Here is a 20,218-nt window from a genome sequence, read left to right as displayed (position 1 = left end):
TAAAAATTGCGCAATTTGATGGCTTCCACTATGATGCGCATTCTGTCACGGACTGATTCTTAAAAAGAGAAGATGCTGACTTGTTCAGCACGAAGTCTTGCCCTGTTCATGCCACGTATTGATACGTGGTTTGCAGTGAACAGGTGAATACGTTAATGATGAGGTTTGTGAATGCCCCGCAGCACCTGGTTCAGCGCATTACTGTTGTTCGTCGCCCTTTGGGTTCCCGTAAGTCAGGCAGATACCGGTTGGCAGCCTTTAGCTGAAACCATCCGTAAAAGCGATAAAGATACCCGCCAGTATCAGGCCGTGCGCCTTGATAACGGCATGGTCGTGTTGCTGGTATCCGATCCGCAGGCCGTGAAATCCCTTTCTGCACTGGTGGTGCCTGTTGGCTCGCTGGAAGATCCGGACGATCATCAGGGGCTGGCGCATTATCTCGAACACATGTGTCTGATGGGCTCGAAAAAATACCCGCAGCCCGACAGCCTGGCTGAATTCCTGAAAATGCATGGCGGCAGCCACAATGCCAGCACAGCGCCTTACCGTACGGCTTTTTATCTTGAAGTCGAAAACGACGCGCTGGTGGGGGCAGTGGATCGACTGGCGGACGCGATCGCCGATCCGTTGCTGGATAAAAAATATGCCGATCGCGAGCGTAACGCGGTGAACTCCGAGCTGACGCTGGCGCGTACCCGGGATGGGATGCGTATGGCGCAGGTTAGCGCTGAGACGATCAACCCGGCGCACCCTGGCTCGCGTTTCTCCGGCGGAAATCTGGAGACATTAAGCGATAAACCGGGTAACCCGGTGGTGCTGGCCTTACAAAAATTTCATGAAAAGTACTACTCCGCGAACCTGATGAAGGCGGTGATTTATAGTAATAAACCACTGCCAGAGTTGGCGCGGATAGCCGCTGATACTTTCGGCCGCGTACCGAACAGAAATATCGAAAAACCGGAAATCACCGTACCGGTTGTCACCGACGCGCAGAAAGGCATCATCATCCACTATGTGCCGGCAATGCCGCGCAAAGTCCTGCGCGTCGAGTTTCGTATCGATAACAACAGCGCAAAGTTCCGCAGTAAAACTGATGAACTGATAACCTACCTGATTGGCAATCGTAGTCCTGGTACGCTGTCCGACTGGCTGCAAAAACAGGGGCTGGTGGAGGGCATTCGCGCCGATTCCGATCCGGTGGTGAATGGCAACAGCGGGGTGTTAGCCATTTCTGCGACGTTAACCGACAAAGGATTGGCAAACCGCGATGAAGTTGTTGCGGCTATCTTTAGCTATCTCAATCTGTTACGTGAGAAAGGCGTCGATAAACGCTACTTTAACGAACTGGCGCACGTGCTGGATCTCGATTTCCGTTATCCTTCAATCACTCGTGATATGGACTACGTGGAATGGCTGGCTGATACCATGATCCGCGTTCCCGTCGAGCATACGTTGGATGCGGTGAATATTGCCGACCAATATGATGCGCAAGCCATTGCGCAACGTCTGGCAATGATGACGCCGCAGAATGCGCGTATCTGGTATATCAGCGCGAAAGAACCGCATAATAAAACCGCTTATTTTGTCGATGCGCCTTATCAGGTGGACAAAATCAGCGACAAAACCTTTGCTGACTGGCAGCAAAAAGCACAGGGCATTGCGCTGTCTTTGCCAGAGCTGAACCCCTACATTCCGGATGATTTCACGCTGATCAAAGCGGATAAAAAATACGCTCACCCGGAACTGATCGTCGATGAGCCGGATTTGCGCGTGGTGTATGCGCCGAGCCAGTATTTTGCCAGCGAGCCGAAGGCTGATGTCAGCGTGATCCTGCGTAACCCGAAAGCGATGGACAGCGCGCGCAACCAGGTATTATTCGCCCTGAACGATTACCTGGCGGGAATCGCGCTCGATCAGTTAAGCAACCAGGCATCGGTGGGGGGAATAGGTTTTTCGACCAACGCTAACAATGGTCTGATGCTTAACGCTAACGGTTACACTCAACGTCTGCCGCAGCTTTTTCAGGCGTTATTGAGCGGTTATTTCAGCTACACCTCAACGGATGAACAACTTGCACAGGCGAAATCTTGGTACGCCCAGATGATGGACTCTGCGGAAAAAGGTAAAGCCTACGATCAGGCGATTATGCCGGTGCAAATGCTGTCTCAGGTGCCCTATTTCTCACGCGATGAACGTCGCGCGCTATTGCCATCCATTACGTTGCAAGAGGTGATGTCCTACCGCGATGCGTTAAAAGCGGGGGCGCGGCCTGAGTTCCTGGTGGTGGGTAATATGAGCAAAGCTCAGGCTACAACCATGGCGCAGGATATTCAGAAACAGCTTGGCGCGAAGGGCTCGCAGTGGTGCCGGAACAAAGAAGTGGTCGTGGACAAGAAGCAGTCCGTCATCTTTGAGAAAGCGGGCAGCAGCACGGATTCTGCGCTGGCGGCGGTATTTGTGCCAACTGGCTATGACGAATACAGCAGTTCAGCCTACAGCGCCATGTTAGGGCAAATTGTTCAGCCGTGGTTCTACAACCAACTGCGTACTGAAGAGCAGTTAGGCTATGCCGTATTTGCTTTCCCGATGAGCGTTGGGCGTCAGTGGGGGATGGGGTTCCTGTTACAAAGCAGTGATAAGCAACCGTCTTACCTCTGGGAGCGTTATAAAGCATTTTTCCCGACGGCGGAAGCGAAGCTGCGGGCAATGAAACCAGAAGAGTTTGCACAAATTCAGCAGGCGATCATTGCGCAAATGCTACAGGCGCCGCAAACGCTGGGGGAAGAAGCCTCACAGTTAAGCAAAGATTTTGATCGCGGCAATATGCGCTTCGATTCACGTGATAAAATAGTGGCTCAGATTAAACTGCTGACGCCGCAAAAACTTGCCGACTTCTTCCATCAGGCGGTGGTTGAGCCGCAAGGCATGGCGATACTGTCACAGGTTTCCGGCAGTCAGAACGGGAAAGCAGAATACGTGCGCCCGGAAGGCTGGAAAGTGTGGCAGACCGTCAGCGCGTTGCAGCAAACCTTACCCCTGATGAGTGACAAGAATGAATGATGCCGCTGAGTCCCTTGATCCACTGCGCTTGCCCCTGACGGGCGAGCGCCTGATTGAAGCCTCTGCGGGCACCGGTAAAACTTTTACCATCGCCGCCCTGTATTTACGTTTACTGCTTGGACTGGGCGGCTCTGCCGCCTTTCCACGTCCTCTGACCGTTGAAGAACTGTTAGTGGTCACCTTTACCGAGGCGGCCACAGAGGAACTGCGTGGCCGAATTCGTAGCAACATTCATGAGCTGCGCATTGCCTGCCTGCGTGAAACCACCGACAACCCGCTATATGCCCGTTTGTTAGACGAAATAGCCGATAAAAAACAGGCCGCCCAGTGGCTACTATTGGCTGAAAGACAGATGGATGAAGCGGCGGTGTTTACCATTCATGGTTTTTGTCAGCGCATGCTGAGCCTCAACGCCTTTGAGTCAGGCATGCTGTTTGAACAGCAACTGATTGAAGACGAATCACTGCTGCGTTATCAGGCGTGCGCGGACTTCTGGCGGCGGCATTGCTATCCGTTGTCCCGCGACATTGCGCAGGTCATTTTTGAAACGTGGAAAGGTCCTCAGGCGCTATTGAGGGATATCGATCGCTATCTGCAGGGCGAAGCGCCGGTGATCAAGGCTCCCCCGTCCGATGACGAAACGCTGGCCTCCCGACACGAACAAATTCTCGCCCGCATTAACCGGATTAAGCAGCAATGGCGCGGCTCTGTTGATGAGCTGGACGGTCTGCTGGAAGCCTCAGGGATCGACCGACGTAAATTCAATCGCGGTAACCAGAGCAAGTGGATCGAAAAGATCAGCGCATGGGCACAGGAAGAAACCCAGAGTTACCAGCTTCCTGACGCGCTGGAGAAATTCTCACAGCGTTTTCTGCAAGAGCGCACCAAAGCGGGGGGCGTAACGCCTCAGCACCCGCTTTTCGTCGCCATTGATGAACTACTTAGCGAACCGTTAACTCTCCGCGATCTGGTGATCACCCGGGCGCTGGCGGAGATCCGTTCCGCTGTTGCTGAGGAGAAGCGTCGACGCGGCGAGCTTGGCTTTGACGATATGCTCAGCCGTCTGGATGCGGCGTTGCGCAGTGACAGCGGCGATGCGCTGGCGGCGGCTATCCGTACCCGTTTCCCGGTCGCGATGATCGATGAATTTCAGGATACCGATCCGCAGCAGTACCGCATATTCCGCCGGATCTGGCAGCATCAGCCAGAGACCGCGCTGCTGTTGATTGGCGATCCCAAACAGGCTATTTATGCGTTTCGCGGCGCGGATATTTTCACCTATATGAAGGCGCGCAGCGAAGTCAGCGCACACTATACGCTCGATACCAACTGGCGTTCTGCCCCCGGCATGGTCAATAGCGTGAATACGCTTTTCAGCCAGATGGACGACGCCTTTATGTTCCGCGAAATCCCCTTTAGCCCGGTAAAATTTGCAGAGAAAAACCAGTCGCTGCGGTTTGTTTTACATGGTGAAACGCAGCCCGCAATGAGTATGTGGCTGATGGAAGGGGAAAGTTGTGGCGTAGGCGACTACCAGAACTACATGGCGCAGGTGTGCGCGACGCAAATTCGCGACTGGCTGAAGGCCGGACACTCTGGTGATGCGCAACTGGTCAGCGGTAAAGCATCCAGGCCGGTACGCGCCTCAGACATCAGCGTACTGGTTCGTAGCCGCCAGGAGGCGGCGCTGGTCCGCGATGCCCTGACGCAACTGGCGATTCCCTCCGTCTACCTTTCGAACCGTGACAGCGTATTTGAAACGCTGGAAGCGCAGGAATTGCTGTGGATGCTGCAAGCGGTGATGACGCCGGAACGGGAAAACACACTGCGTAGCGCGCTGGCGACCTCAATGATGGGGCTGAATGCGCAGGATATTGAAGCATTAAATAACGATGAGAATGCCTGGGATGCGGTAGTTGAAGAATTCGACGGCTATCGTCAAATCTGGCATAAACGCGGCGTCATGCCGATGCTGCGTGCGCTGATGACAAATCGCCAGATTGCGGAAAACCTGCTGGCGACGGCAGGGGGCGAACGCCGTCTAACCGATATTTTACATATCAGCGAACTGCTCCAGGAAGCGGGATCGCAACTGGAAAGCGAGCATGCGCTGGTGCGCTGGTTGTCCCAGCATATTCTTGAACCGGACAGCAATGCGTCAAGCCAGCAGCTCAGACTGGAAAGCGACAAGCATCTGGTACAAATCGTGACTATTCATAAATCGAAAGGGCTGGAATACCCGCTGGTCTGGCTGCCGTTTATCACGAATTTCCGCGTCCAGGATCAGGCGTTCTACCACGATCGCAGCTCCTTTGAAGCGGTACTGGACCTCAGTGACGCCAGGGAGAGCGTTGAGCTGGCAGAGGCTGAACGCCTGGCGGAAGACCTGCGCTTGCTCTACGTTGCGCTAACCCGTTCGGTATGGCACTGCAGCCTTGGCGTTGCGCCGTTGATACGTCGTCGGGGCGATAAAAAAGGGGATACCGATGTGCATCAGAGCGCCCTTGGTCGTCTGTTGCAAAAAGGTGAGCCAATGGATGCCGTGGGACTGCGTGGCGCGATTGACGCGCTGGGTTGCGACGATATTGCCTGCCTGACGCCAGGTCAACCTGACGGTGAGCGCTGGCAGGTTGCACAGCCGGTCAGCGCCACATTGAGTGCGAGAACATTGCAACGCACCCCCGGCGATGGCTGGCGCGTGACCAGTTATTCCGGCCTGCAACAGCGCGGACATGGAATCGCGCAGGATCTGATCCCGCGCCTGGATGTTGATGCCGCAGGCGTTGGCGAGGTCATTGCGGAGTCAGGACTCACCCCGCATCAATTTCCGCGCGGCGCCTCGCCGGGCACGTTTTTGCATAGCCTGTTTGAGGACCTTGATTTTACCCAACCGGTAGATCCGCATTGGGTCGAGGAAAAACTGGCCTTGGGCGGTTATGACGCGCATTGGACGCCGGTTTTGACCGCATGGCTGGACGCCATTTTGCAGGCGCCTCTTAACGAGACGGGCGTCAGTTTGAGCCAACTTTCCGCCCGTGAAAAACAGGTGGAGATGGAGTTTTATCTGCCGATTTCGCAGCCGCTGATGGCCAGCCGACTTGATGCGTTGATCCGTAAATACGATCCGCTCTCAGCGGGCTGCTCTGCGTTGGATTTTATGCAGGTACGCGGCATGCTAAAAGGGTTTATTGACCTGGTGTTTCGTCATCAGGGGCGTTATTACCTGCTTGATTACAAATCTAACTGGCTGGGTGAAGACAGCGCAGCCTACACGCAGCAGGCGATGGCCTCAGCCATGCAGGCGCATCGCTACGACCTGCAATATCAACTTTATACCCTGGCGCTGCATCGCTACTTACGCCATCGCATTGCTGATTATGACTATGAACGCCATTTTGGCGGCGTTATCTATCTTTTCCTGCGCGGCGTTGATGGCGAGGATCCGCAGCAGGGAATTTACGCCACCCGACCAGACGGAGAATTGATCGCTTTGATGGATGAGATGTTTGCTGGTGCGGAGCTGGAGGAGATGTCATGACAATCCAGAAACGATTACTGGAAGCCGTTGAACAAAAACAGCTCCGGCCTCTGGATGCCCAGTTTGCGCTGGCAGTGGCCGGAAATGGTAATCCTGCGGTTGCGCTGGCTGCGGCATTGCTCAGCCGCGAAGCGGGAGAAGGGCACGTCTGCTTACCGCTTTCGCGATTATCCTTACGCGAAGATGCTCATCCTTTGTTAAGCGCCTGGCTTGCTGAGATGGGCGAGCCTGAAGACTGGGCGGAATGTTTGCTGGCCTCCGGGGCAGTAAGCCGTGGCGAGCAACCGACCCCGCTGGTGCTGTACGGCGATCGCCTGTATCTGAACCGCATGTGGCATAACGAACGCGCGGTGGCGCGTTTTTTCAGTGAAGTTAACCATGCCATTGAGGTGGATGAACAACGGCTGACTGACACGCTGGAGGCGCTGTTTCCATCATCGGAAGGCGTTAACTGGCAAAAGGTGGCCGCTGCTGTGGCGCTGACCCGCCGTATATCAGTGATCTCCGGCGGGCCGGGCACTGGAAAAACGACAACGGTCGCGAGACTTTTGGCGGCGTTGATCCAGATGGCGGACGGTGAACGCTGCCGTATTCGTCTGGCGGCGCCAACGGGAAAAGCGGCTGCGCGTCTGACCGCCTCGCTGGGAGCGGCGTTGCGAGAACTGCCGCTTACCGATGAGCAAAAGCAACGCATTCCCGATGATGCCAGTACGCTGCATCGGTTATTAGGCGCTCAGCCCGGCAGCCAGCGCTTGCGTCATCACGCGGGGAATCCGCTGCATGTGGATGTGCTGGTGGTGGATGAAGCTTCAATGATTGATTTGCCGATGATGTCGCGCCTTATCGATGCCCTGCCGCCGCACGGGCGGGTGATTTTTCTCGGCGATCGTGACCAGCTCGCCTCCGTCGAGGCGGGGGCGGTGCTCGGGGATATTTGTGCTTTTGTCAGCGAAGGATTTACCCCGGAACGTGCCCGGCAGCTTAGTCGCCTGACCGGGAGCGCTATTCCGGCGGGAACGGGTACTCAGGCGGCGGCGTTGCGTGACAGCTTGTGTCTGCTGCAAAAAAGCTATCGTTTCGGCAGTGATTCTGGGATCGGTCAATTGGCTGCTGCGATTAATCGCGGTGACAAAGCTGCGGTAAAAACGGTTTTCCAGCAGGGATTCAGCGATATCGAAAAACGCACGTTACGCAGCAGTGAAGATTACGCCGCGATGCTGGATGAGGCGCTGGCAGGTTATGGGCACTACCTGGATTTACTGCATGAGGGCGCCGCGCCGGATGCCATCATTCAGGCCTTCAATGAGTATCAGCTGCTGTGCGCTTTGCGGGAAGGCCCGTTTGGCGTAGGCGGTTTGAATGAGCGCATTGAGCAGGTGATGGCGCAAAAACGTAAAATTCACCGTTCGACGCACAGTCGTTGGTATGAGGGAAGACCGGTGATGATTTCGCGCAATGACAGTTCGCTGGGATTATTTAACGGTGATATTGGCATTGCCCTCGATCGCGGACAAGGGCTGAGGGTGTGGTTTGCGCTGCCGGACGGTTCGATTAAGTCGGTGCAACCCAGCCGCTTGCCTGAGCATGAAACCACCTGGGCGATGACGGTACATAAATCGCAGGGCTCTGAGTTTGATCATGCGGCGCTGATTTTACCCAGCCAGCATTCCCCCGTGGTTACCCGCGAGCTGGTCTATACCGCCGTAACCCGCGCGCGCCGCCGTCTGTCGCTGTATGCCGATGAACGAATATTGGGCGGGGCAATTGTCATGCGTACCGAACGCCGCAGCGGGCTATCAGCATTATTTAATGACGGCATGATGTAGCTGTAGGCCGGATGCGGCTGTTATGCCGCATCCGGCAGCCACGCCTAGGCCAAATCAGCCATCAGCACTTTTGATCGCCGCTGATAGTTGTACATCTCTTTCTTGCTTTCCGGCAGCAGGTCGATATCCACCGGCGTGAAGCCGCGTTCCTGGAACCAGTGGATGCTGCGGGTGGTCAGTACGAACAGCTTACTCAGCCCCATTTGCCGGGCCTGCGCGGCGATCCGCTCCAGCAATACTTCCCCACGTGACGAACTACGGTAATCCGGGTGTACCGCCACGCAGGCCATTTCGCCAATCCTCTCTTCCGGGAAAGGATACAGTGCGGCGCAGGCGATGGTCAGGTTATCGCGCTGAATAATGGTGAATTTGTCGATCTCCATTTCCAGTTGTTCGCGGGAGCGGCGGACCAGAATGCCTTGTTGTTCCAGCGGACGTATCAGTTCCAGAATGCCGCCGATATCGTTAATGGTGGCGCGACGAATTTGTTCCGCGCTTTCCATCACGATTTGCGTACCGATGCCATCGCGTGAGAACAGTTCCTGCAGCAACGCGCCATCTTCCTGATAGCTGATCAGGTGGCAGCGGCGTACGCCACTGCGACAGGCTTTCACCGCACCACGCAGGAAGCGCACCGTACCTGAGCTGTAGTCACCTTTCTCTTCCTGTGACTCGACGCGCGCCTGGGCTTCGTTAGGGAACAATTCGGAAATAATATCGCCATCATCGTTGGTGACCCCTTGGGAGGAGCAAAAGCCAATCATTTTCTCCGCCTTCAGTTTGATAGCCAACTGCGTGGCGACCTCTTCTGACGTCAGATTAAAACTTTCACCGGTAACGGATACGGCGACTGGCCCCATCAGGACTATCGCGCCACTGTCCAGTTGACGGTGAATGGCCTCTTCATCAATACGACGAATACGCCCGCTATGGCAGTAGTCCACACCGTCATCAACGCCCAGCGGCTGGGAGATAATAAAATTACCGCTGACCACATTGATATGCGCACCCTGCAATGGCGTATTATTCAGGCTCATCGACAGGCGGGCGGTAATATCAAGCTGGAGCAATCCCGCAGCCTGTTTGACCAGCTCCAGGGTTTTAGCGTCGGTGACGCGCGTATTTTTGTGGTACACCGGCTCATAATGATGCGCCGCAAGATTGGCATCAATCTGCGGTCGTGCGCCATAGACCACGACAAGGCGGATGCCGAGGCTATGAAGAAGCCCAATGTCATTGACGATACTGGAAAAGTTTTCATGCTCGATGGCTTCGCCGCCCAGCATAATGACAAACGTTTTTCCCCGATGGGTATTGATATAGGGAACAGAATGGCGGAATCCCTGTACCAGTTCGGTTCTACGCTCCTTCACCACGGCACACCCTCATTGCATGATTATTCGTAATTTGTGTATTTTTATTCTGTTTTGGTGCTGTGCGCAAGCGTAATTTTTACTCATGCCGAAGATTTTTTTCAGTAATGCCGTGAATATAAAAAGAATGTTTACCCTTTTATAGATGACAGATTATGCGTCATTCGTTAAAGTTTCCGGTCAATTCGGACGTTTTACGTATTACTTCAATAAAGATTTCTTTTGCTCGGGAGAAGCATGTCGGGATCCAATTCAGCAATCAGTCGCCGTCGTTTACTGCAAGGTGCGGGTGCTATGTGGCTTTTGAGCGTCAGTCAGGTTGGTCTGGCTGCCGTGAGTCAGGTCGTTGCCGTTCGTATCTGGCCTGCGTCCAGTTATACCCGCGTCACGGTGGAATCCAACCGTTTGCTGAAATACAAACAGTTTGCCCTGAGTAATCCTGAGCGTGTGGTTGTCGATATTGAAGGCGTTAATTTGAACTCGGTGCTTAAGGGCATCGGCGCGCAGATTCGTCCTGACGATCCCTATATTAAGTCGGCGAGAGTCGGGCAATTTGACCCGCAGACCGTGCGGATGGTGTTCGAGCTGAAACAGAATGTGAAGCCGCAACTCTTTGCCCTGGCCCCCGTCGCCGGTTTTAAAGAGCGTCTGGTCATGGATCTTTATCCTGCCAATGCGCAGGATGTTCAGGATCCGTTGCTGGCGCTGCTTGAAGATTACAACAAGGGCGATCTGGATAAACAGGTGCCGCCTGCGCAAAGTGGTCCGCAGCCGGGTAAAGCGGGGCGCGATCGTCCGATTGTCATTATGCTGGATCCCGGGCACGGTGGAGAAGACTCCGGTGCGGTGGGGAAATACAAGACGCGTGAAAAAGATGTGGTACTGCAAATTGCCCGTCGCCTGCGGGCCCTTATTGAGAAAGAGGGCAACATGAAGGTCTTTATGACGCGTAATGAAGATATATTCATTCCGCTAAAAGTGCGTGTGGCGAAAGCGCAGAAACAGCGTGCGGACCTGTTTGTCTCTATTCACGCCGATGCCTTTACCAGCCGGCAACCCAGCGGCTCATCGGTGTTTGCGCTCTCGACTAAAGGGGCGACCAGTACCGCGGCAAAATATCTGGCCCAAACCCAGAACGCCTCGGATCTCATCGGTGGCGTTAGCAAAAGCGGTGACCGTTATGTCGACCACACCATGTTCGATATGGTGCAATCGCTGACCATCGCCGACAGCCTGAAGTTTGGCAAAGCGGTGCTGAATAAGCTTGGTAAAATCAACAACCTGCATAAGAATCAGGTTGAGCAAGCCGGGTTCGCGGTGCTGAAAGCGCCGGATATTCCCTCTATCCTCGTGGAAACGGCATTTATCAGTAACGTCGAAGAAGAGCGTAAGCTGAAGACGGCGACCTTCCAGCAGGAAGTGGCGGAGTCGATTCTGGCAGGGATTAAAGCCTACTTTGCCGATGGTGCGACGCTGGCGAGAAGGGGATAACAAAAAAGCGCTGAAAAGCGCTTTTTTTTACGAACGACAGATACAAAAAAACACCCGTTAAGGTGCTTAATGTGTTGGTTGCGGGGGCCGGATTTGAACCGACGACCTTCGGGTTATGAGCCCGACGAGCTACCAGGCTGCTCCACCCCGCGTCCGTCTTTTTGCTTCGTATTTCAAACCACATCTGCGTTGGCTTTCCTCGTTCACCTCAGTCACTTACTGGAGTAAGCTCCTAAGGATTCACTGCGTCGCCGCCTTGCTGTGATTCGAACTACTTTGCAAAAATATTGCAGCAAATATGATTGGTTGCGGGGGCCGGATTTGAACCGACGACCTTCGGGTTATGAGCCCGACGAGCTACCAGGCTGCTCCACCCCGCGTCCGTCATTACTCTTCCATCGAGTAACGTTACTGCTTCTGATTTTAATTGGTTGCGGGGGCCAGATTTGAACTGACGACCTTCGGGTTATGAGCCCGACGAGCTACCAGGCTGCTCCACCCCGCGTCCGTGGATGCGCACTATACTCTGCTCGCATTTTCATGCAACCCTTTTTTCACCTCGATCACGTTTTAAGGGTGAAAATGAACAAAAACAACGTATTCTGGATTATTTTTTGCGCAAAATTTGCGTTCGGGTATGCATACGCATTTCATTAGGTACGGGGGTTTGTTATCTTCGTCTCGCATTCAGGCAACATAAGACGAGAACAATGAAAGGACGTTGGGCAAAATATCTTCTGGTGGGAGCAGTCGTTGCGATGCTCGCCGCGTGTTCCTCAAAACCCACCGATCGTGGGCAGCAGTATAAAGACGGGAAATTTACCCAGCCTTTCTCACTGGTGAACCAGCCTGATGCGGTTGGCGCGCCAATCAATGCCGGTGATTTCGCCGAGCAGGTTAATCAAATTCGCAGCGCTTCGCCGCGTTTGTACGGTAACCAGAGCAACGTCTACAACGCTATCCAGCAATGGTTACGTGCGGGCGGTGATACGCGCAGCATGCGTCAGTTTGGTATTGACGCGTGGCAAATGGAAGGGGCGGACAACTACGGTAACGTCCAGTTTACGGGTTATTACACGCCGGTTATTCAGGCGCGCCACACGCGTCAGGGCGAGTTCCAGTATCCTATCTATCGCATGCCGCCAAAACGCGGACGTTTACCCTCTCGTGCCGAGATCTACGCAGGCGCGCTAAGCGATAATTATATTCTGGCGTACAGCAACTCCCTGATGGACAACTTTATTATGGATGTTCAGGGCAGTGGCTATATCGATTTTGGCGACGGCAGCCCGCTAAACTTCTTTAGCTATGCCGGGAAAAACGGCCATGCCTATCGCAGTATCGGTAAGGTGTTGATTGATCGTGGCGAAGTGAAAAAAGAAGATATGTCGATGCAGGCCATTCGCCACTGGGGAGAGACGCACAGCGAGGCCGAAGTGCGTGAGCTGCTGGAGCAGAACCCATCGTTTGTCTTCTTTAAGCCGCAATCTTTTGCGCCGGTGAAAGGGGCCAGCGCGGTACCGCTGATTGGCCGCGCATCCGTGGCTTCTGACCGCAGTATCATTCCTGCGGGCACCACGTTACTGGCGGAAGTCCCCTTGCTGGACAATAACGGTAAGTTCACCGGTCAATATGAACTGCGCCTGATGGTGGCGCTGGATGTGGGCGGTGCGATTAAAGGCCAGCACTTTGATATCTATCAGGGCATTGGCGCTGACGCCGGACATCGTGCCGGGTGGTATAATCACTACGGTCGCGTATGGGTGCTGAAAACAGCGGCCAACGCGGGTAACGTATTTAGCGGTTAATTGCCGGATGGCGCTTCGCTTATCCGGCCTACATTACTGAGTAGGCCTGATAAGGCGTAGCCGCCATCAGGCAGTGATGCAGTCATCAAGGGCGGTATTTGTCCGCTCTTTTTGTTTTCTATATTTGAGGTTCTATGTCTGTGGTTATCAGTGACGCCTGGCGTCAGCGTTTTGGCGGCACGGCGCGGCTGTATGGCGAAAATGCGCTGCAGTTATTTGCCGGCGCGCATGTTTGCGTGGTCGGGATTGGCGGTGTGGGATCGTGGGCGGCGGAAGCGCTGGCGCGTACCGGCATTGGCGCGATTACGCTCATCGATATGGATGATGTTTGCGTTACCAATACTAACCGTCAGATCCATGCGCTGCGCGATAACGTTGGTTTAGCAAAAGCTGAGGTGATGGCGGAACGTATCCGCCAGATTAACCCGGAGTGCCGGGTGAACGTGGTCGATGATTTTGTTACGCCAGATAACGTTGCGGAGTATATGAATGCGGGTTATTCGTATGTCATCGATGCGATTGACAGCGTGCGCCCGAAAGCGGCGCTCATTGCGTACTGTCGGCGTAATAAGATTCCGCTGGTAACCACCGGCGGTGCGGGCGGGCAGATCGATCCGACGCAGATTCAGGTGGTTGATCTGGCAAAAACCATTCAGGATCCGCTGGCGGCCAAGCTGCGTGAGCGGCTGAAGAGTGATTTTGGCGTGGTGAAAAACAGTAAAGGCAAGCTGGGCGTGGATTGCGTGTTCTCGACCGAGGCGCTGGTTTACCCGCAGGCAGATGGCTCGGTGTGTGCCATGAAGGCGACGGCGGAAGGGCCGAAACGTATGGATTGCGCCTCAGGGTTTGGCGCCGCCACCATGGTGACGGCTACCTTTGGCTTTGTAGCCGTTTCCCATGCGCTGAAGAAGATGATGGCGAAAGCGGCGCGCCAGAGTTGATTGTGTCGGATGGCGTTATGCTTATCCGACCTACAGTTCGTGCGGTGTTATAGGCCGGATAAGACGCATCAGCCGTCGTCATCCGGCTTGCCGGGCAGCCTCAAGAATCGCCTCGTTCAACGCATGCAGGCCCTGGCTTCGCGAGGCGCTGAGTTGCGCGCTTAACCCTAACTCGTCAAATAGCGCCATGGGTGAATGCGCCCGTAACTCGGCTGCGGTTTTACCTTCAACGGCGGTGAGCAATACCGCCAACAGCCCGCGCACAATGCGGCCTTCGCTGTCGCCGAAGAAATGCAGGGTGCCATTCTCGTGCAGGGTATATCCCAGCCAGACGCGGTTTTCACACCCCGCAATCTCTTTTGCCTGCGCCCTTAGCGCCTCCGGCAGCGCCGGAAGCTGCTTACCCAGCAGAATTAGCTGACGATATTTATCCTCCCACTGGCTGAGCGGGGCAAACGTAGTACGCAACGTCTCTTCCGTTACGGTTGTGCCAAACGGGTGTCCGGCGAATAAAGGGCTTGTCATTAATCCACCAATATTTCCAGCGCGCGGTCAACGGCTGCGACCAACGCATCCACATCACTTTGCGTATTATAGGGCGCAAAAGAGGCGCGTAGGGTCCCGGATACGCCCAGCTCCGCCAGCAGTGGTTGTGCGCAGTGTTGCCCTGCGCGCAGCGCAATGCCATATTCGGCCAGCAGCGTCACCATATCACTGTGATGAACGCCAGCGAAATCAAAGGCTAACAGACTGGAGTCCTGACAACGGAAGGAACGAAAACCGGGACGTTTCGCCAGGGCGTCTTCTGCCAGCGTCGCCAGACCCCGGCTCCAGTTTTCGGCCTGCGCAACATCAATGTCCGCCAGCCACTCGAGCGCCGCGCTTAGCCCGATGACGCCAGCTACGTTAGGCGTACCGGCCTCAAGCTTCCAGGGGGCCGCCTGGGTGGTGAAACCGTCAAAGCTGACTTCGCTAATCATCTTGCCGCCGCCGAGCCACGGTGACATGGCTTCCAGTAATTCTGGCTTACCATACAGTACGCCAATACCGGTAGGGCCATACAACTTGTGGCCCGAGAAGGCATAGAAATCAATATCTAACTGCTGCACGTTAGCGGGAAAATGCACAATTCCCTGCGCGCCATCAACCATCACCACCATGCCAGCCGCATGGGCGAGCGTAATGGCGCGGGCTAAATCCGGGCAACCGCCGGTGACGTTCGACATCTGCCCCAGCGCCAGAATGCGACTGCGCGGAGTGATGAGCTCAACCAGACGCTCGACGTCCGGTAGCAAATGGGCGTTGAGCGGGAGTTTGACTACCTTAGCGCCCGTTTGCTCTGCCACCATCAGCCACGGAACGAGATTGGCATGATGTTCCGCCACGCTGACGATAATCTCATCGCCCGGCCGTAAGCGCGGACGCGCATAGCTTTGGGCAACCATGTTGACAGCTTCCGTTGTGCCACGGGTCCAGACTATCGTTTTGTCATCCGGGGCGTTGATCAGGCGCGCGGCCTTTTCCCGTGCGGCCTCATAGCGCGCGGTCAGGCGTTGCGCTTCGGCAAACTGGCTGCGATGCACGTTCCCGGCGCTCAGGCTATAAAATTGCTGGGTCGCCTCAATCACGGATTGCGGCTTCAGTGCAGTAGCAGCGCTGTCGAGGTAGACGCCGGCATCGTTGAGTGCGGGAAATTGTGCGCGAAACTGCGCGGGATTAAATGCGTTCATGGTCATCCTCAGTTCAATAAACCGATCGTCGCGCAAAACAGGCGCTGACACAAGGGTTGTGCTAACCATCGGAATACTCTGGATATCCTGGCAAAGTCCTCACAGTGTCTTATGCTAAATAGCGTTAGGCGAGCAATTTTGCCTGTTACGGAGTGTGTTTTTAATAGCATAAATCGCTTTAAGGAGAAGAAGATGAAAAAGACTGCCGCAATTATCTCTGCCTGTATGCTGACTTTTGCCCTGAGCGCCTGTTCTGGATCGAATTACGTGATGCACACCAACGATGGTCGATCAATCGTATCTGATGGCAAGCCACAGACCGACAATGAAACGGGAATGATTTCGTATAAAGACGCTAACGGCAACAAACAGCAGATCAACCGTACCGATGTGAAAGAGATGGTAGAACTGGATAACTAACCGGTCGCCATCGACAGAAAGTCGGACAAAAAAAAGCACCGCAATTTGGCGGTGCTACATTAATCACTATGGACAGACAGGGTAAATGTACAGGAAGTGAAAAAGGGTAGCTTTGCTACCATGGTCTGAATCGCAGACCAATTGCAAACACAACAACACAACATCACAACCGTAAGCCAAAAGCCCACCAGAACACGCATTCCGATAAAACTTTTCGTTCCGGCTTCAGGAAGTGCCGCCACTATAGGTATTTGCTGGTAGAACCTCAACGGACAATTTATAATGGCTCAGATAAAAAAAACTAATAGGTTACATCCTGTTAGATAATTGTTAAATTTATTTAACATCAAAGCCTAAAAGTCATGTCAAAACGATTACCACCCCTAAATGCATTGCGTGTTTTTGATGCCGCAGCGCGCCATTTGAGCTTTACCCGCGCAGCGGAAGAGCTTTTTGTGACGCAGGCCGCAGTAAGTCATCAAATCAAGTCACTTGAGGATTTCCTGGGGCTGAAGCTGTTTCGTCGACGCAATCGATCTCTGCTGTTAACAGAAGAGGGTCAAAGCTATTTCCTCGACATCAAAGAGATTTTTTCGCAATTAACTGACGCGACGCGTAAACTTCAGGCACGCAGTGCAAAAGGTGCGCTTACCGTTAGTTTATTGCCCAGTTTCGCGATCCAATGGCTGGTGCCCAGACTCTCTAGCTTTAACTCAGCTTATCCGGGAATCGATGTCAGGATCCAGGCGGTGGACCGTCAGGAAGACAAACTGGCTGACGATGTTGATGTGGCGATTTTCTACGGACGCGGCAACTGGCCGGGTCTGCGCGTTGAAAAATTGTACGCAGAATATTTATTGCCGGTCTGCTCGCCGCTGTTACTTACTGGTGATAAGCCGCTGAAGACGCCGGATGATCTGGCAAAACACACATTGTTGCACGATGCGTCGCGGCGTGACTGGCAAGCCTATACGCGCCAGCTTGGCCTGAATCATATCAACGTACAGCAAGGACCTATCTTCAGCCATAGCGCCATGGTGCTACAGGCTGCTATCCATGGACAGGGGATTGCGCTGGCGAATAACGTTATGGCGCAGTCCGAAATTGAAGCCGGACGTCTGGTCTGTCCGTTTAACGATGTTCTGGTCAGCAAAAACGCGTTTTATCTGGTTTGTCATGACAGTCAGGCAGAACTGGGTAAAATAGCCGCCTTCCGTCAGTGGATACTGGCGAAAGCGGCCTCGGAACAAGAAAAATTCCGCTTTCGTTATGAACAATAAATTACGTAGGGTATTAACATGACCAGCCGTTTTATGCTGATTTTTGCCGCCGTAAGTGGTTTTATCTTTGTGGCGTTGGGCGCCTTTGGGGCACATGTTCTGAGTAAAACCCTGGGTGTCGTAGAAATGGGTTGGATCCAGACTGGCCTTGAGTATCAGGCGTTTCATACGCTGGCTATCTTCGGCCTGGCCGTCGCCATGCAGCGACGCATTAGCATTTGGTTTTACTGGAGTAGCGTGTTTCTGGCATTAGGAACGGTGCTGTTTAGCGGCAGCCTGTATTGCCTCGCGCTCTCCCATTTACGCCTGTGGGCGTTTGTTACCCCCGTCGGTGGTTTCAGCTTCCTTGTGGGCTGGGCGCTGATGTTAGTGGGCGCTATTCGATTGAAACGTAAGGGCGTTAGCCATGAATAAGGTTGTATTGTTGTGTCGCCCGGGTTTTGAAAAAGAGTGCGCCGCAGAAATTACGGATAAAGCAGGACGTCGGGAAATCTTCGGTTTCGCCCGTGTAAAAGACAATGCGGGCTATGTGATCTTCGAATGCTATCAGCAGGACGATGCCGAAAAGTTAGTGAAAGAGCTGCCGTTTAGCTCGTTGATTTTTGCCCGTCAAATGTTTGTGGTGGGCGAACTGCTGCAATATTTACCGCCGGAAGACCGTATTACGCCAATTGTCGGCATGTTGCAGGGCGTGGTGGAAAAAGGCGGCGATCTGCGGGTCGAAGTCGCCGACACCAATGAAAGCAAAGAGCTGGTTAAGTTCTGCCGTAAATTTACCGTACCGCTGCGCGCGGCGCTGCGCGAAGCGGGCGTACTGGCAAAATATGAAACGCCGAAACGTCCAGTGGTTCATGTTTTCTTTATCGCCCCTGGCTGTTGTTATACCGGTTATTCCTGGCCTGACAATAACTCCCCGTTCTACATGGGTATTCCGCGCCTGAAGTTCCCGGCCGATGCGCCGAGCCGCTCAACGCTGAAGCTGGAAGAGGCGCTGCATGTGTTCATTCCAGAAGATGAGTGGGACGAGCGTCTGGCCAATGGCATGTATGCCGTGGATTTAGGCGCATGTCCGGGCGGTTGGACCTATCAACTGGTTAAACGCAACATGTGGGTTTATTCCGTGGATAATGGTCCGATGGCGCAAAGCCTGATGGATACAGGGCAGGTCACCTGGCTGCGCGAAGACGGATTTAAGTATCGCCCGAATCGTAACAACATCTCGTGGATGGTGTGCGACATGGTGGAGAAACCGGCGAAGGTTGCCGCGCTGATGGCGCAGTGGCTGGTCAACGGCTGGTGTCGCGAGACGATCTTCAACCTCAAGCTGCCGATGAAAAAACGTTATGAAGAGGTATCGCAGAATCTGGCCTATATCCAGGCACAGCTTGATGAGCATGGCGTCAATGCCCAGATGCAGGCGCGTCAGTTGTATCATGATCGGGAAGAAGTGACCGTACACGTGCGTCGTCTGTGGGCTGCCGTCGGCGGTCGCCGGGACGAGCGATAACGCTAAACATAGACCGGATGGCGGCGTAAACGTCTTATCCGGTCTATGTTGTTTCAATCAGCTGCGTATCTGACACGATATGCGTCACACCATCCAGACGCCCAATCCGGGCCTCCCCGGAACGATTAAACTTACTTTTATCGATCAGCAATAAAGATTGCGATGCGCGCTTAAGCAGAATGGATTTGAAGTCTGCGTTGGTGGCATTGGAGTCCCAGAGCGTGCCGTCGCTGTCGATCCCTTCGCAGGAAAAAATAAACAGATCGATATCGAGGGATTTTAGCTGCGAGATGAGCGCGGAATTAACATAACAGCCGTATTTACGTTCAAAGCGGCCGCCAGAGCTGATGAGCTGAATGTGTTCGCGTTTTGCCAATTCCTGGCAAATGGGTTGGCTGTTGGTAAAAACCTGAATGTCGATGTCCGGTAGCTGACGTGCCAGATACCAGCAGGTTGAGCTGGCGTCTAAGGCGATCACCATTCCTTCTTCAATCCATGCCAACGCTTCCCGCGCAATATCCGCTTTGTGCGCATAGTGGCTTTTGAGTCGAATATGAAACGGGTCGCCACTGTCCTGATTTTTCCGGTGAATGGCCTTGGCCCGTCCGTGATTGCGTAGCACTTTGCCCTGGGTTTGTAATTCACTGAGATCGCGGCGGATGGTCTCTTTGCTGACGTTAAGCTGCAATGACAGGGCTTCGGTTGTTAGGCTTTTGTGGTGGGTAAGCAGATCTACGATGGCCTGCTGGCGCGCCGCTTTCATGTTCTGATCCTCATTTTATGCAGCATGCCCGTACCAGACGGGCATGCTGACCAGAGATTATGGCGTTACCCCTTTTTTTAAAAGAATATTCCCGTACTTTGCCCGTTCTCCTGTGATAACGATCGCAAACGCCTTTTGCGCGCGTTCGTAAAAGGCATAACGGTCAATACGCGTGATGTCTGGGCAGGGGGTCTGTAAGGAAAGCGCCTGGCGATAGCGAGCCTCGACGTCAGGATCGAGAGCGTCGCCTTCTACTGCCGCCATCATCACCAGCGGCGGGGCGTAGCTGTCCAGTTCAAAAAGCGGAATAATCGCCTGCAGCAGATCGCTGACCAGCAGACCGTCGGCGCGAATCACCTGCGGTCCCATGCTGTGAGCCGGAAAATGGGCATCGGAAAAGATAATCTCATCGCCGTGACCCATTTCAGCCAGCACCTTCAGCAGGTCGGGAGAAATTAAGGGTGATATCGTTTTGAGCATG

15 protein-coding genes and 3 tRNA genes are annotated in these 20,218 nt (G+C 54.1%); 10 read left to right on the top strand and 8 right to left on the bottom strand.

All coding sequences use genetic code 11. From position 1 onward, the window contains the following. Positions 1 to 171: 171 nt before the first annotated feature. From ptrA to recD, 3 genes are read left to right on the top strand one after another with little or no spacing between them, the layout of a single operon-like run. The gene (ptrA, locus tag FOB24_RS20505; protein WP_038633297.1) at positions 172 to 3,060 is read left to right on the top strand and encodes a pitrilysin; all 2,889 of its coding nucleotides are present in this window, start codon (positions 172 to 174) and stop codon (positions 3,058 to 3,060) included. Continuing rightward, on the top strand, positions 3,053 to 6,598 hold the full coding sequence (gene recB, locus FOB24_RS20500) for an exodeoxyribonuclease V subunit beta (protein WP_150345392.1): 3,546 nt from the start codon (positions 3,053 to 3,055) through the stop codon (positions 6,596 to 6,598). Before ptrA ends, recB begins: the two co-directional genes overlap by 8 nt. Next, positions 6,595 to 8,424, top strand: coding sequence for an exodeoxyribonuclease V subunit alpha (gene recD / locus FOB24_RS20495; RefSeq protein WP_150345391.1), 1,830 nt, complete (start codon positions 6,595 to 6,597; stop codon positions 8,422 to 8,424). The genes recB and recD overlap by 4 nt, the downstream gene beginning before the upstream one ends. Positions 8,425 to 8,468: 44 nt before the next feature. Here recD and argA read toward each other — a convergent pair whose 3' ends face one another. After that, positions 8,469 to 9,800, bottom strand: coding sequence for an amino-acid N-acetyltransferase (gene argA / locus FOB24_RS20490; RefSeq protein WP_038633289.1), 1,332 nt, complete (start codon positions 9,798 to 9,800; stop codon positions 8,469 to 8,471). Positions 9,801 to 10,034: 234 nt separating this feature from the next. On the opposite strand from argA, the gene amiC reads away from it, so the two are divergent. Beyond that, the gene (gene amiC, locus FOB24_RS20485) at positions 10,035 to 11,288 is read left to right on the top strand and encodes an N-acetylmuramoyl-L-alanine amidase AmiC (RefSeq protein ID WP_042310761.1); all 1,254 of its coding nucleotides are present in this window, start codon (positions 10,035 to 10,037) and stop codon (positions 11,286 to 11,288) included. Positions 11,289 to 11,363: 75 nt separating this feature from the next. Here amiC and FOB24_RS20480 read toward each other — a convergent pair. From FOB24_RS20480 to FOB24_RS20470, 3 genes are all read right to left on the bottom strand, one after another. Beyond that, positions 11,364 to 11,440, bottom strand: a tRNA-Met gene (locus tag FOB24_RS20480). Positions 11,441 to 11,591: 151 nt separating this feature from the next. Next, positions 11,592 to 11,668 (bottom strand) — tRNA-Met (locus tag FOB24_RS20475). Positions 11,669 to 11,716: 48 nt separating this feature from the next. Then, positions 11,717 to 11,793, bottom strand: a tRNA-Met gene (locus FOB24_RS20470). A 205-nt stretch (positions 11,794 to 11,998) separates the two neighbouring features. Between FOB24_RS20470 and mltA the strand changes: the two genes are divergently transcribed. Both mltA and tcdA read left to right on the top strand, forming a co-directional pair. Next, the gene (gene mltA / locus FOB24_RS20465; RefSeq protein WP_150345390.1) at positions 11,999 to 13,096 is read left to right on the top strand and encodes a murein transglycosylase A; all 1,098 of its coding nucleotides are present in this window, start codon (positions 11,999 to 12,001) and stop codon (positions 13,094 to 13,096) included. A gap of 134 nt (positions 13,097 to 13,230) precedes the next feature. After that, positions 13,231 to 14,037, top strand: coding sequence for a tRNA cyclic N6-threonylcarbamoyladenosine(37) synthase TcdA (tcdA, locus tag FOB24_RS20460; RefSeq protein WP_038633280.1), 807 nt, complete (start codon positions 13,231 to 13,233; stop codon positions 14,035 to 14,037). Between the two features lie 78 nt (positions 14,038 to 14,115). Here the strand turns inward: tcdA and csdE are convergent, their stop codons facing one another. Both csdE and csdA read right to left on the bottom strand, forming a co-directional pair. After that, the gene (gene csdE, locus FOB24_RS20455) at positions 14,116 to 14,562 is read right to left on the bottom strand and encodes a cysteine desulfurase sulfur acceptor subunit CsdE (protein ID WP_069324527.1); all 447 of its coding nucleotides are present in this window, start codon (positions 14,560 to 14,562) and stop codon (positions 14,116 to 14,118) included. Then, positions 14,562 to 15,767 carry a cysteine desulfurase CsdA gene (csdA, locus tag FOB24_RS20450; protein ID WP_085048929.1) on the bottom strand — a complete coding sequence of 402 codons (1,206 nt, stop codon included), beginning with the start codon at positions 15,765 to 15,767 and terminating at the stop codon, positions 14,562 to 14,564. The genes csdE and csdA overlap by 1 nt, the downstream gene beginning before the upstream one ends. Before the next feature lie 192 nt (positions 15,768 to 15,959). On the opposite strand from csdA, the gene FOB24_RS20445 reads away from it, so the two are divergent. From FOB24_RS20445 to rlmM, 4 genes are all read left to right on the top strand, one after another. Then, positions 15,960 to 16,187 (top strand): YgdI/YgdR family lipoprotein, encoded by a 228-nt coding sequence (locus FOB24_RS20445; RefSeq protein WP_016154261.1) that lies wholly within the window; start codon positions 15,960 to 15,962, stop codon positions 16,185 to 16,187. A 362-nt stretch (positions 16,188 to 16,549) separates the two neighbouring features. Then, a complete protein-coding gene (gene gcvA, locus FOB24_RS20440) occupies positions 16,550 to 17,467 on the top strand; it encodes a glycine cleavage system transcriptional regulator GcvA (RefSeq protein WP_038633269.1) in 918 nt (305 codons plus the stop codon). 18 nt (positions 17,468 to 17,485) lie between these two features. Further along, entirely contained in the window at positions 17,486 to 17,881 is a 396-nt protein-coding gene (locus FOB24_RS20435) for a DUF423 domain-containing protein (protein WP_003034037.1), read from the top strand. Then, entirely contained in the window at positions 17,874 to 18,974 is a 1,101-nt protein-coding gene (gene rlmM, locus FOB24_RS20430; protein WP_038633266.1) for a 23S rRNA (cytidine(2498)-2'-O)-methyltransferase RlmM, read from the top strand. The genes FOB24_RS20435 and rlmM overlap by 8 nt, the downstream gene beginning before the upstream one ends. Positions 18,975 to 19,017: 43 nt before the next feature. Here the strand turns inward: rlmM and fucR are convergent, their stop codons facing one another. Together fucR and fucU are read right to left on the bottom strand one after the other, a co-directional pair. Further along, positions 19,018 to 19,737, bottom strand: coding sequence for an L-fucose operon activator (fucR, locus tag FOB24_RS20425; RefSeq protein ID WP_121529503.1), 720 nt, complete (start codon positions 19,735 to 19,737; stop codon positions 19,018 to 19,020). Between the two features lie 57 nt (positions 19,738 to 19,794). Further along, the gene (fucU, locus tag FOB24_RS20420) at positions 19,795 to 20,217 is read right to left on the bottom strand and encodes an L-fucose mutarotase (protein WP_006686989.1); all 423 of its coding nucleotides are present in this window, start codon (positions 20,215 to 20,217) and stop codon (positions 19,795 to 19,797) included. Position 20,218 lies beyond the last annotated feature (1 nt).

This window comes from Citrobacter werkmanii, from assembly GCF_008693645.1.
Taxonomy (GTDB): domain Bacteria; phylum Pseudomonadota; class Gammaproteobacteria; order Enterobacterales; family Enterobacteriaceae; genus Citrobacter; species Citrobacter werkmanii.
The sequence above is the reverse complement of the archived record's forward strand: the minus strand, read 5'-3'. Positions and strand labels throughout refer to the sequence as shown.